A 12,984-nucleotide genomic window follows, 5' to 3' on the forward strand; every position below is an offset into this window, starting at 1 on the left:
AGTACGGCTGCTCGTCGGCTGAGCAAACGCTCAGTCGGTTGCCGATTGTTCCAGACGCACCACCACGGACTTGCTGGCCGGGGTGTTGCTGGTGTCGGCGGTGGCGTCCAGCGGGACCAGCACGTTGGTCTCGGGGTAGTACGCGGCGGCGCAGCCACGGGCGGTGGGGTAGTGCACGACGCGGAAGCCGGGGGCCCGTCGCTCGACCCCGTCCTTCCACTCGCTGACCAGGTCGACGTACGAGCCCTCGGCCAGCTTCAGCGTGCGGGCGTCCTCCGGGTTCACCAGGACCACCCGGCGGCCGTTCTTGATGCCCCGGTAGCGGTCGTCGAGGCCGTAGATCGTGGTGTTGTACTGGTCGTGCGAGCGCAGGGTCTGCAGCAGCAGCCGTCCCTCGGGCAGTGCGGGGTACTCGACCGGGGCAGCGGTGAAGTTGGCCTTGCCGGTGGCGGTCGGGAAGCGGCGCTCGTCGCGCGGGGCGTGCGGCAGGGCGAAGCCGCCCGGATCGGCCACGCGCGCGTTGAAGTTCTCGAATCCGGGGACGACCCGCGCGATGCGGTCGCGGATCGTGGCGTAGTCCTTCTCGAAGTCCTCCCACGCGACCTTGCTGCCGGTGCCGAGCACCCGGCGCGCCAGACGGCACACGATGGCCGGCTCGGACAGCAGGTGGGCGCTCGCGGGCTCCAGGCGGCCGCGGGAGGCGTGCACCATGCCCATCGAGTCCTCGACGGTCACGAACTGCTCGCCGCCGCCCTGCAGGTCGCGCTCGGTGCGGCCCAGGGTGGGCAGGATCAGGGCCCGCGCGCCCGTGACGACGTGGGAACGGTTGAGCTTGGTCGACACGTGGACGGTGAGCCGCGCGCGCCGCATGGCCGCCTCGGTGACCTCCGTGTCGGGGGAGGCGGAGACGAAGTTGCCGCCCATGGCGAAGAAGACCTTCGCCTCGCCGTCACGCAGGGCGCGGATCGCGCGGACGACGTCGTAGCCGTGCTCGCGCGGCGGGGCGAAGCCGAACTCCTTCTCCAGGGCGTCCAGGAAGGCGGGCGCGGGGCGTTCGAAGATGCCCATCGTGCGGTCGCCCTGCACGTTGGAGTGGCCGCGGACCGGGCACACGCCCGCGCCCGGACGGCCGATGTTGCCGCGCAGCAGAAGGAAGTTGACCACCTCACGGATGGTCGGCACGGAGTGCTTGTGCTGGGTGAGGCCCATCGCCCAGCACACGATCGTGCGCTGGGAGGCGAGGACCATGCGCAGGGTTTTCTCGATCTCCGCGCGCGAGAGGCCGGTCGCGGTGAGTGTCTGGTCCCAGTCGGCGTCGCGGGCGGCCGCGGCGAACTCCTCGAAGCCGTGGGTGTGTTCGCGCACGAACGCCTCGTCGACCGCGCCCCCGGCTTCGAGGATCAGCTTGTTGAGGAGCCGGAACAGGGCCTGGTCGCCGCCGATACGGATCTGCAGGAACAGGTCGGTGAGGGCGGCGCCCTTGATCATGCCCTGCGGGGTCTGCGGGTTCTTGAAGCGCTCCAGGCCCGCCTCGGGCAACGGGTTGACGCTGATGATCTTCGCGCCGTTCGCCTTCGCCTTCTCCAGGGCGGAGAGCATGCGCGGGTGGTTCGTGCCGGGGTTCTGGCCGGCCACGATGATCAGGTCGGCCTTGTAGAGGTCCTCCAGCAGGACGCTGCCCTTGCCGATGCCGATGGTCTCCGACAGGGCGGAGCCGGACGACTCGTGGCACATGTTCGAGCAGTCGGGCAGGTTGTTGGTGCCGAGCTCGCGCGCGAACAGCTGGTAGAGGAAGGCGGCCTCGTTGCTGGTGCGTCCGGAGGTGTAGAAGAGCGCCTCGTCGGGGGAGCCGAGGGCGGTGATCTCCTCGGCGACGATGTCGAAGGCACGCTCCCAGGTCACCGGTTCGTAGTGCTCGCCCCCCTCGGGCAGATACATGGGGTGCGTCAGGCGCCCCTGTTGGCCCAGCCAGTAGCCGCTGCGGCCGGCGAGGTCGGCGACGGGGTGCGCGGCGAAGAACTCCGGGGTGACCCGGCGCAGGGTGGCCTCCTCGGCGACCGCCTTCGCGCCGTTCTCGCAGAACTCCGCCGCATGCCGGTGTTCCGGTTCCGGCCAGGCGCAGCCCGGGCAGTCGAAGCCGTCCTTCTGGTTGACGCGCAGCAGGGTCAGCGCGGTGCGCTTCACTCCCATCTGCTGCTGGGCGATGCGCAGGGTGTGACCGATGGCAGGGAGTCCCGCCGCCGCGTGCTTGGGCCCGGCGACCTGCGGCGCGTCCTGGACCGGATCACCCTTGGGCGGCTTCGTTGCCATGGCGGCGCTCTCCTTCGCATTCGCCGGCGCGTGCACTGCGTCCCGGGGGCGAGATCCCCGGAACCGCACCTCTTCGATCCTCGCACGTGAGACCGACATCGATCGCGGCCGGGCGGGCGCGGGACGCGAGCAATGGTCGCGGGGCTTCGGGGGCGCGAGGGGCGGGTGCGGGCCGCTCGTCGTGGGCGGGGCCGGGTCCGACTGTCAGTGGGGCGTGGCAGGATCGGGGGCGTGGCAGAGACAGCATCGAAGAAGACGGACAAGACCTCCGGCGAGGGCCGCCCGCGGCTCATGCTCATGGACGGGCACTCGCTGGCCTACCGCGCGTTCTTCGCGCTGCCCGCGGAGAACTTCACCACCGCGACGGGTCAGCCGACGAACGCGATCTACGGCTTCGCGTCGATGCTGGCCAACACGCTGCGTGACGAGTCGCCCACGCACTTCGCGGTGGCCTTCGACGTGTCCCGCAAGACCTGGCGTTCCGAGGAGTTCACGGAGTACAAGGCCAACCGCTCCAAGACGCCGGACGAGTTCAAGGGCCAGGTCGAGCTGATCGGTGAGCTCCTCGACGCGATGCACGTCTCCCGGTTCGCGATCGACGGCTTCGAGGCGGACGACGTCATCGCCACGCTCGCCACCCAGGCCGAGGCCGAGGGCTTCGACGTGCTGATCGTCACCGGCGACCGGGACTCCTTCCAGCTGGTGTCCGAGCACACCACGGTGCTGTATCCCACGAAGGGCGTCTCCGAACTGACCCGGTTCACCCCGGAGAAGGTTTTCGAGAAGTACGGGTTGACCCCCGCCCAGTACCCCGACTTCGCGGCCCTGCGGGGCGACCCGTCCGACAACCTTCCGGGCATCCCCGGTGTGGGCGAGAAGACGGCGGCGAAGTGGATCAACCAGTTCGGCTCGTTCGCGGACCTCGTCGAGCGCGTCGAGGAGGTCAAGGGCAAGGCCGGGCAGAACCTGCGCGACCACCTCGAGGCCGTCAAGCTCAACCGGCGGCTCACCGAGATGGTGCGGACCGTCGAACTGCCCGGGACGGTCACCGACCTCGAGCGCGCTCCGTACGACCGCAAGGGCGTCGCGATGGTCCTCGACACCCTGGAGATCAGGAACCCCTCGCTGCGCGAGCGGCTGCTGGCCGTCGACCCGGGCGCCGAGGAGGCCGAGGAAACCCCCGTGGTTCTCGCGGGCGTGGAGCTGGACGCCAGCGTGCTCGGCACCGGCGAGGTGGCACCCTGGCTCGCCGAACACGCCACGGAGGTCCTCGGCCTCGCCACGGTCGACACCTGGGCCCTCGGCACGGGCTCGGTCGCGGAGGTCGCGCTCGCCGCGGCCGGGGGCGCGGCGGCCTGGTTCGACCCCTCCCAGCTGGACGAGAGCGACGAGAGCGCGTTCGCGGCCTGGCTGGCCGACGACGGCCGGCCCAAGGTCCTGCACAACGCCAAGGGCGTGATGCGGGTCTTCGCCGAGCACGGCTGGAGCGTCGCCGGCGTCACCATGGACACCGCGCTCGCCGCCTACCTGGTCAAGCCCGGTCGCCGCTCCTTCGACCTGGACGCGCTGTCCCTGGAGTACCTGGGCCGGGAGCTGGCGCCCGCCGCCACAGCCGACGGCCAGCTCGCCTTCGGCGCCGACGACGGCGCGGAGGCCGAGGCGCTGATGGTGCAGGCCCGTGCCGTCCTCGACCTCGGGGAGGCCTTCACCAACCGCCTAGAGGAGGTCGGCGCGGCCGACCTCCTGCGCGACGTGGAACTCCCCACCTCCGCCCTCCTGGCCCGGCTGGAGCGGCACGGCATCGCCGCCGACAAGGCCCATCTGGAGGCCATGGAGCAGATGTTCGCCGGCGCCGTGCAGCAGGCCGTGAAGGAGGCGCACGCGGCGGCCGGGCACGAGTTCAACCTGGGCTCGCCCAAGCAGCTCCAGGAGGTTCTGTTCGGCGAGCTGGGCCTGCCCAGGACGAAGAAGACGAAGACGGGCTACACCACCGACGCCGACGCCCTGGCCTGGCTGGCCGCCCAGACCGACAACGAACTGCCCGTCGTCATGCTCCGCCACCGCGAGCAGGCCAAGCTCCGCGTCACGGTCGAGGGCCTGATCAAGACGGTCGCGGCGGACGGCCGTATCCACACGACCTTCAACCAGACGGTGGCCGCGACCGGCCGGCTGTCCTCGACGGACCCGAACCTGCAGAACATCCCGGTCCGTACCGACGAGGGCCGGGCGATCCGCCGCGGGTTCGTCGTCGGCGAGGGCTTCGAGTCCCTGATGACGGCCGACTACAGCCAGATCGAACTGCGTGTGATGGCCCACCTCTCCGAGGACGCGGGTCTGATCGAGGCGTTCACCTCCGGCGAGGACCTGCACACCACGGCGGCCTCGCAGGTGTTCGGCGTCGAGCGCTCCGCGGTGGACGCGGAGATGCGCCGCAAGATCAAGGCGATGTCGTACGGGCTGGCGTACGGGCTGTCGGCCTTCGGCCTCTCCCAGCAGCTGAACATCGAGGCGGCCGAAGCACGCGCCCTCATGGACGCCTACTTCGAGCGCTTCGGCGGAGTACGGGACTACCTGCGGCTGGCCGTGGACGCGGCCAGGGCGACCGGCTACACCGAGACCCTCTTCGGCCGCCGCCGCTACCTGCCCGACCTGAACAGCGACAACCGTCAGCGTCGCGAGATGGCCGAGCGCATGGCGCTCAACGCGCCCATCCAGGGCACGGCGGCGGACATCGTCAAGATCGCCATGCTCGATGTCGACCGGGCACTCACGGAAGCGGACCTCAGGTCCCGCATGCTCCTCCAGGTGCACGACGAAATCGTCCTGGAGATCGCCCCCGGCGAGCGCACGGCCGTGGAGGAACTGGTCCGCCGCGAGATGGCGGGCGCGGTACAGCTCCGAGCCCCACTCGACGTGTCGGTAGGGGTGGGCCCCGACTGGGAGTCCGCAGCACACTAGCCGGGTCGCCCGGACCGCCGACGCAACGTACGGCCCGGCAGCGCCCCAAAAGGGGCGCGGGGAACTGCGCGCCCAGCCCCCACGCACGCGCGGGCGGGGTACGGGGAGGGCGGCCCAGCAGGCCAGGCGTAGTCCCGCACGGTCGGGCAGTGCCCCAAAGGGGCGCGGGGAACTGCGCGCCCAGCCCCCACGCACGCGCGGGCGGGGTACGGGGAGGGCGGCCCAGCAGGCCAGGCGTAGTCCCGTGCGGCCCGGCAATGCCCCAAAGGGGCGCGGGGAACTGCGCGCCCAGCCCCCACGCACCCGCAGACGGGAGCACAGGGCAGGGCGGCCCAGCAGGTCAGGGCTGCCCCCAGTCAGGGCTACCCCCGGGCAGGGCCGCCCCCGATCAGGGCCACCCCGCGGCCGTCACTCCGCTGGCCCCCGCGAAGGAGCCTCCCGGCGTCTCCCGCCGCGAGGATGCCGCCATGGGTATACGCATGCTCCACCGCCGGACGGCCCAGGCACGGACGCACGCACAGGCGAACGCCGACGCGACCCCGTCCATGCCCCGCCCACCGGTCCCGGTCTTCGCGGCCGACGCAAGCACCGCCCGCGTTCCCGCCGGCCCCCTGACCGCGCCGCGTCAGGCGGCCACGGCCCTCCGCGACCGGCTCGCGCCCGCACGGGACGCCGTCCGCCTGCACGCGGCAGTCGACTGGCGCCTGTGGGCCGAGCTGGGGCGCGGCTGTCTGACCCTGGCCCTGGCCCGGCTCGCACGGCTCGCCCCGCTCTCGCGGCCACGTCCGGCAGCCGGCGTCACCGTGTTCGTCGCACCCGGCACCGACGCCCCCGCCGCCGACCCCCTCAGCGGGGACTCGGACGGCTCGGCTCCCGGCCGGCCTCGCCCGAAGCGTCCGGGACCCGGGCCGGACGCCACGTCCTGACGCCCGCGGCGTACAGCAGCACACCCAGGACCAGTCCCGCGCCCACCCCGAAGCACAGTGTCGGGACCACCTCCCAGGGCCTGGCCGTGGCTCCCCAGTGGTCCCACCACCGCGTCACCCGCTGTACCGCTCCCAGTAGCGCGCAGCCGCCGACCACGGCACCGGCCCAGTACCGGTCCCGGGCCGACAGGACCGCGAGGCCGGTCGGCTCGGCGGCCGCCGGTGCCTGCCGCAGCGCGTGCACCAGGAACACGATGACGACGACGGCGGCGACGGCGGAACTGCCGTACTGGAGGTACCAGTACAGGGGGGAGCCCGCCAGCTCCCGGCCCAGGACGGGCAACAGCCGCATCCCCCAACGGTCGAGGTGGGTGAAGGCGTCCCACACGACGTGGGTCAGCGCGCCGAGCGCCGCGGACACGTACCACCACGCCACCGAGGACGGCCGTACGCGCGTGCGGGGCGCCCCGCAGTGCAGCAGCGCGGCCGGCCGGCCCTGGCGGGAGCGTGGCAGCAGCGCCACCAGCGGTTCGCGCACCAGCAGCCACAGCCCCACCAGCGTCCAGGCGATGAGCACGTCCACGGTGAAGACGCCCGTGAAGGAGTGCGTGACGCTCCCGAACTCCATCGTGCCGGACACGACACTCGCCGCGAAGTAGGGCATGTCGGGTGCGAAGGAACCGGCCACGAGCACGGCCGGCACCAGTGGGCCCCGGCCGGTCCCGTCGGCGCGTACGGCGGGCAGTACGGCCGCCGCGTGGCTCAGTGTGAACGGCAACGGAGCTCCTCGTGGCGGACGTTGGCCGAGCGCTCGGCCGGGTGATCGCGTCGGTCCAGTATGGGCGACGGCGCCCTGGTACAACGCGGCGTGGCCAACTGGTGAAAACCGGGCGCGAACGGGTGCCCGTGCAAAGCAAGTTGTCGTAGGGTCGCCTGGGCCCCGGTGCTGGGGGGAGACGTCGAGGCGATGAATAAAAGCACGCAAAAGCGCCGCCAGGGCAACCAGCACCACGGGTCGATCGTCACAACAGAACGAGCACAAGAGAAACCGAGCACAAGAGAACACGACACGGCGCACCGAGCACAGTGCGCACAGTGCGCACAGGGCACGCGAAGCACGACGGACAGACACGACAGACAGAGACGGGCGCTCGGGCGTCCAACGGGAGGGTTCCGTTTATGGCGGCGTATTTCGGCAGCAGGCTGCGCAAGGGAGCGGCGACCACCGCCGTGGCCGCGGCCGCGGTCGCGGCCCTGTCCGCGTCCCAGGCTCCGGGGGTGACGGTCGACGACAGTGGCAGACAGACCACCGGCGCCCAGCCCGCGGCCGACGCGAGCTCCGCCGACGGCGGCGCGACCGGCAACTCGCCGTACTACACCGACCTTCCGCCGCTCAAGAGCCCGAGCCCGGCGCCGACCATCGGCAGCCCCGCCTCGCAGACCGAGGCCGAGGCGGGCATACCCGCTACCGTCCTCGACGCCTACAAGAAGGCCGAGGCGGCGCTGCGCGAGGCGAAGCCCGACTGCAACCTGCCCTGGCAACTGCTCGCGGCCATCGGCAACGTCGAGTCGGGCCAGGCCCGCGGCGGACGCGTCGACGCGGACGGCACCACGATCTCCAGGATCCTCGGTCCCCAGCTCGACGGCAACGGATTCGCGCTCATCCAGGACACCGACAACGGTGCCTACGACGGCAACAGCAGCTACGACCAGGCCGTGGGCCCCATGCAGTTCATTCCGTCCACCTGGGAGTGGGCGGGCCGCGACGGCAACGACGACGGCAAGAAGGACCCCAACAACGTCTACGACGCCGCGCTCGCCGCAGGGCACTACCTGTGCCGCTACGACTGGGACCTGTCCTCGCAGGGCGACCTCGACCGCGCGATCCTCAGCTACAACAACTCGACGGAGTACCTGAACACGGTCCTGTCGTGGCTGGAGTACTACCGCAAGGGCACCCACGAGATCCCGGACGGCACCGGCACCATCCCCTCCGGCCGCAGCGACGGCGACACCGGGACGAGCCCCGAAACGACGCCCCCGGCCCCGCACACGCCGGACCGCGGGCCCAGCAGGCCCGGCAAGCCCGGCGGTGGCACGAGCCCCAAGCCGACACCTCCGCCCAGCACCCCGGATCAGCCGAGCACGCCGCCCACGCCGACCGACACGGTGGACCACCTGGAGGACGCGGGGACCGCGAAGCTCACGGCGACGGCGGGCGAGGCGTTCACCCAGAAGATCAGCACCAGGGCCGAGACGAAGGCCGGCAAGACCGTCGCCAAGGTCCGGGTCCGGTTCACGATCACCGGTGACACCGACACGACCTTCGAGGGCGGCGAGAGCGTCGCCACCATCGCCACCAACAGCTCCGGTGTGGCCGTCGCACCCGCGCTGCAGGCCGGTGAGAAGACGGGTGACGTCACCGTCCGTGCCGCCGTCGTCGGCCGTACCGTCAGCCCTGTCCTCTACACGGCGACCGTCACCGAGCGGGTCGCCGACGCCCTCGCCCGCACCACCGACACGGCGCAGACCGCCACCCCGAGCGGCGAGTTCGCGGACCAGGTCGAGGTGAAGGCCACCTACAAGGGCGCCGTCGCCGACAAGGTCGCGGCCACGGCCACGCTGGTCACGTCGGCGGACGAAGCGACCGTGATCGAGAAGGGCCCCTACTTCAAGGACGCGGACGGCAAGACCGTCCGCACCCTGACGGGCCTGGTCACGGACGAGAACGGTCTGCTGAAGCTGCCGAAGCTGTACGCCGACGACACCACCGGCACGTTCCTGCTGCGCGTCACCACCGCGGGCGGCGCCACGCTGACGGTCGAACTGACGGTGGCGGCGGCCGAGACGCCACCGGCCGACACGACCCCCAGCACATCGCCCAGCACGACGCCCAGCACGTCACCGAGCCCCTCCGCGTAGCTCGCGGCAGCACCGGTACGCACAACGGCGGCGCCCCTCCGGCGAGGGGCGCCGCCGTTGTGCGTACGACGTGTTCTCATCTCACCCGCCCGTTGCTACCGTGCCCGATCTGACGACCTATCAGTTGTGTTCGCCGGGAGGCCCGTATGCGCGCCCTGATCGCCGCCGCGACCGGTGTCGCCCTCGCGTTCGCCCTGGTCCTCACGCTCACCGCCCTGGGCGCGCCGACCGGCACGACGTCTCCGAAGCCCCTGCTGACAACGGTGCCGTCGCACCCGTGAACCGTCCGCCCGGTTGTCCGGACCGCCCGGTAAGGAGGTTGCGATGCGTCGCAAGACCGCCCTGGTTCTGCTCGCCCTCGCCGTGTTCTTCACGGCCCTGTCCCCGCTGCTGCGCTGGTACGCCTTCCCGCGCTTCGCCAAGGTCCCGGCGAACCGCTACCAGGACGTGGTGCTGGAGGCGAAGGGCGCGACCCTCCTCGACTACAACTCGATGAAGGCCAGGAAGGTCTCCAAAGTCACCATCGTGCAGACCCTCAAGGGCAACGTGGAGGCCTCGGAGGCCATCGAGCGGAGCGCGCACCGGGACGTCGTCGTCTGGGACGGCCTGTCCTATGTCCAGGGCCCCGACGGCAAGATGGTCTCCAAGATCCCCGAGCGCTACATCTTCGACGCGCACTCCCAGGAACCCGTTCACGCCACGGGCGAGATGGTCGACGGCGACCCGGTGAAACGCCAGGGCATCGAGTTCAAGTGGCCGTTCCTGACGGAGAAGCGGGACTACCAGTACTTCGACATGCAGACCCGGACGACGTCCCCGATCCACTACGAGGGCACCAGGAACTTCCGGGGCATCGGGGTCTACTACTTCGAGCAGACCGTCCCCTGGACCCAGGTCAGGTTCCCCAAGACCATGCCCGTCGCGGGCATCACCCCCGAGTCCGTCGCCAAGACCGGCACGACCATCTGGTACACCACCGTCCGCAGGTTCTGGGTCGAACCGCTGACCGGCGCCCCGGTCTACGGCGAGGAGATCCACAAGGAGGAACTGCGCGGCGGCACACTGCTCGGCGGCCGCGAGAAGGTGACCGCGTTCGCCGGCCACGTGAAGATGCGCGAGGACTACATCGAGCACACCGTCGACCTGGTCAGGTCGAGCCGCACACTGGTCCTGCTGATGACGTCGTACCTGCCGTGGGGCTTCCTGGTCCTCGGCGTCCTGCTGCTGTCCCTCTCCCTGTGGCTGGAGGCGCGCAGCCGGCGCCCGGCCGGTCCGGCCCCCGCCGAGGACACCGAACCGGAACCGGTCACCGCCTGAGCCGGGCGTTGGTGTGCCGCGTCGGCTCGGCCGTGGCCGGGTCCTCGGGCCACGGATGCTTCGGATACCGGCCGCGCAGCTCCGCGCGTACGCCCTTGTAGCCGTCCTTCCAGAAGGAGGCGAGGTCGGCGGTGACGGCGGCGGGCCGGCCGGCGGGGGAGAGCAGGTGGACGAGGAGGGGCACGCCCGCGACCGCGGGCGACTCCTGAAGACCGAACATCTCCTGGAGCTTCACCGCGAGGACGGGTTGTTCGGGACGCGTGTAATCGATCCTGATGCCCGACCCGCTGGGCACGGTGATCCGCTCGGGCGCCAGTTCGTCGAGCCGCGCGGCCTCGCCGGAGGCCCAGGGCAGCAGCCGGGTGAGCCCCTTCCCGGCGTCGATCCGCGCGAGGCCGGAGCGCCGCCGCGCCCGGCTCAGCTCGGGCTCCAGCCACTCGTCCACGCGCGCGTGCAGCGCGTCGTCCGAGACGTCCGGCCACGGATCGCCGAGGTGCAGGCGCAGGAACGCGAGCCGCTGCCGCAGGACGTCCGCCTCGGCCGACCACCTCAGCAGCCCCAACCCCTCGCGCCGCAGCCCGTCGAGCAGCGCCTCGCGTACGAGACCGGCGTCGGCGTCGGCCATCGGCCGTACCGCCAGTTCCACCGCCCCCAGCCGCTCGACCCGCCGTGCGACGACGTCCCCGCCGCCCCAGTGCACCTCGTCCCGCTCCTCGACCAGCGCGCCGGCCGCGAACCGGGCGACGTCCTCGTCGACGACGGCCCCGAGCTGTACGCGCGCGTGCTCCTTGCCGACGGGCCGGTCGGCGACGGCGACCGCGATCCAGGACGCGCCGTGCAGGCCGGAACCCTCGCGGACCTCGGCTCGGGTCCCGGAGACCATGAGCGGGGAACCGCCGTCGGCCCTGGCCAGCCGCTCCGGAAAGGCCAGCGCCGCCACCAGCCCGACGAGCCGGTCCTCCCCGGCGTCCGCCCACCTGCCCGCGCGCGCGGACCCGGCGTTCACAGGGGAGGCGTCGGCACCGGGCGCCGGCCTCGGCGCGAGGGCGCGCAGGCGCCGTACCTCCGCCCGCCACCGTCCCGCGTAGGCGTCACCATCGCGCCGCGCGGCCCGCAGGGCGGCCGCGAGGTCGTCCCCGTACTCCCGCGGCGCCTCCTCGCTGAGCAGCGCGACGACCTCGGCGGCCCGCTCGGCGCCGACCAGCGGCGCCGAGTCCACCAGCGCCCGCCCCAGCCGCGGATGCAGCCCCAGCCGCGCCAGCCGCACACCGCGGGCGGTGGCCCTGCCCGCGGAGTCGACCGCGCCGATCGCCGACAGCACGGTGCGCGCCGCCGCCATCGCCCCGGCAGGCGGCGGATCCAGCAGGGCCAGCCCGGACGCCTCCGGATCGCCCCAGCACGCCGTCTGCAGGGCGAACGCCGTCAGATCGGCCACCTTGATCTCCGGGGATGGGAAACGCGGCAGCCGGACGTCCTCCGCCTCCGCCCAGCACCGGTACACCACGCCCGGCGCCTCACGTCCGGCGCGCCCGGCCCGCTGCCGTCCCGCCGCCTGCGAGGCCCGTACCGTCGCCAGCGCACTCAGCCCGCGCGCGTGGTCGACCCGCGGCTCCCGCGCCAGCCCCGAGTCGACGACGACCCGCACCCCCGGCACCGTCAGTGAGGACTCGGCGACGGAGGTCGCGAGGACCACCCGCCGCCGCTCCGCCGAAGCCAGCACCGCGTCCTGCACGGCGGCCGGCGCCCGCCCGTGCACCTGAAGCACGTCGACGTCGCCGAGCTTCCCGAGCTGCCCGGCGACCCGGGCGATCTCACCCACGCCCGGCAGGAAACACAGCACGTCCCCGTCGTGCTCGGCCAGGGCCCGCCGCACCACCGACGCCACATGCGTCAGCAGCGCCGGGTCGACCCGCATGCCGTGCGGCGGCCGTACCGGGCGGGCCGGCGGCGCCCAGACCACCTCGACGTCGTACGAGGCACCCCGCGCCTCGACCACCGGCGCACCGCCCAGCAGCCGCGCCCACCCGGCCGCGTCGGTCGTCGCCGACGCGGCCACCAGCCGCAGCTCCGGCCGCAGCGTCTCGCGTACGTCCCACAGGAAGGCGGCCGCCGTGTCCGCGTCCAGATGCCGCTCGTGGCACTCGTCCAGCACCACCACGTCGACGCCCGCGAGCTCCTGGTCCCGCTGGAGCCGTTGCAGCAGCACGCCGGTCGTGACGACCTCCACGCGCGTGCGCGGCCCCACGACCCGCTCCCCGCGCACGGTGTGACCGACGCTGTCGCCCGGCTTCTCGCCCAGCAGCCACGCCATCCGCCGCGCCGCCGCCCGGGCCGCGATCCGCCGCGGCTCGGCCACCAGCACCCGCCGCGCCGGCCCGTCACCGAGCAGTCCGGACAGCGCCAGTGGCACCAGCGTGGTCTTGCCCGTGCCGGGCGGCGCCACCAGGACGGCGGTGCCGTGGTCCTCCAGAGCGCCGCCCAGGGCGGGCAGGGCGTCTCGGACCGGCAGGGCCCGAAGGGCGTCGTGACGGATCACGTCCTCAGTCCCGTC

At 72.6% G+C, this 12,984-nt stretch carries 8 protein-coding genes; 5 read left to right on the forward strand and 3 right to left on the reverse strand.

Annotation, left to right across the window (positions count from 1 at the left end; translation table 11 throughout):
• Positions 1-30: 30 nt before the first annotated feature.
• A complete protein-coding gene (locus OG985_RS34020; RefSeq protein WP_371672188.1) occupies positions 31-2,310 on the reverse strand; it encodes an FdhF/YdeP family oxidoreductase in 2,280 nt (759 codons plus the stop codon).
• A 231-nt stretch (positions 2,311-2,541) separates the two neighbouring features.
• Here OG985_RS34020 and polA point away from each other — a divergent pair, with 231 nt between their 5' ends.
• Together polA and OG985_RS34030 are read left to right on the forward strand one after the other, a co-directional pair.
• On the forward strand, positions 2,542-5,268 hold the full coding sequence (gene polA, locus OG985_RS34025; RefSeq protein ID WP_371672189.1) for a DNA polymerase I: 2,727 nt from the start codon (positions 2,542-2,544) through the stop codon (positions 5,266-5,268).
• A gap of 467 nt (positions 5,269-5,735) precedes the next feature.
• On the forward strand, positions 5,736-6,194 hold the full coding sequence (locus OG985_RS34030; protein ID WP_371672190.1) for a hypothetical protein: 459 nt from the start codon (positions 5,736-5,738) through the stop codon (positions 6,192-6,194).
• Here the strand turns inward: OG985_RS34030 and OG985_RS34035 are convergent.
• Positions 6,115-6,972 (reverse strand): DUF4184 family protein, encoded by an 858-nt coding sequence (locus tag OG985_RS34035; protein WP_371672191.1) that lies wholly within the window; start codon positions 6,970-6,972, stop codon positions 6,115-6,117. The genes OG985_RS34030 and OG985_RS34035 overlap by 80 nt on opposite strands.
• Before the next feature lie 401 nt (positions 6,973-7,373).
• On the opposite strand from OG985_RS34035, the gene OG985_RS34040 reads away from it, so the two are divergent.
• The 3 genes from OG985_RS34040 (at position 7,374) to OG985_RS34050 (ending at position 10,433) form a co-directional block, all read left to right on the forward strand.
• Entirely contained in the window at positions 7,374-9,116 is a 1,743-nt protein-coding gene (locus OG985_RS34040) for a lytic transglycosylase domain-containing protein (RefSeq protein WP_371672192.1), read from the forward strand.
• Between the two features lie 146 nt (positions 9,117-9,262).
• Positions 9,263-9,397, forward strand: coding sequence for an SPW_0924 family protein (locus OG985_RS34045; protein ID WP_371672193.1), 135 nt, complete (start codon positions 9,263-9,265; stop codon positions 9,395-9,397).
• Between the two features lie 43 nt (positions 9,398-9,440).
• Positions 9,441-10,433 (forward strand): DUF3068 domain-containing protein, encoded by a 993-nt coding sequence (locus tag OG985_RS34050; RefSeq protein WP_371672194.1) that lies wholly within the window; start codon positions 9,441-9,443, stop codon positions 10,431-10,433.
• Here the strand turns inward: OG985_RS34050 and hrpB are convergent.
• Positions 10,423-12,969, reverse strand: a complete 2,547-nt coding sequence (hrpB, locus tag OG985_RS34055) for an ATP-dependent helicase HrpB (protein ID WP_371672195.1) — start codon at positions 12,967-12,969, stop codon at positions 10,423-10,425. The two genes, OG985_RS34050 and hrpB, sit on opposite strands and share 11 nt — an antisense overlap.
• Positions 12,970-12,984 lie beyond the last annotated feature (15 nt).

The organism is Streptomyces sp. NBC_00289 (genome assembly GCF_041435115.1).
GTDB lineage: Bacteria > Actinomycetota > Actinomycetes > Streptomycetales > Streptomycetaceae > Streptomyces.

Excerpts from the sequence above, each read along its gene's own strand:
- OG985_RS34020 (WP_371672188.1), bottom strand. The coding sequence starts at position 2,310 with ATGGCAACGAAGCCGCCCAAGGGTGATCCGGTCCAGGACGCGCCGCAG.
- OG985_RS34030 (WP_371672190.1), top strand. The coding sequence starts at position 5,736 with ATGGGTATACGCATGCTCCACCGCCGGACGGCCCAGGCACGGACGCAC.
- OG985_RS34040 (WP_371672192.1), top strand. The coding sequence starts at position 7,374 with ATGGCGGCGTATTTCGGCAGCAGGCTGCGCAAGGGAGCGGCGACCACC.
- OG985_RS34045 (WP_371672193.1), top strand. The coding sequence starts at position 9,263 with ATGCGCGCCCTGATCGCCGCCGCGACCGGTGTCGCCCTCGCGTTCGCC.
- OG985_RS34050 (WP_371672194.1), top strand. The coding sequence starts at position 9,441 with ATGCGTCGCAAGACCGCCCTGGTTCTGCTCGCCCTCGCCGTGTTCTTC.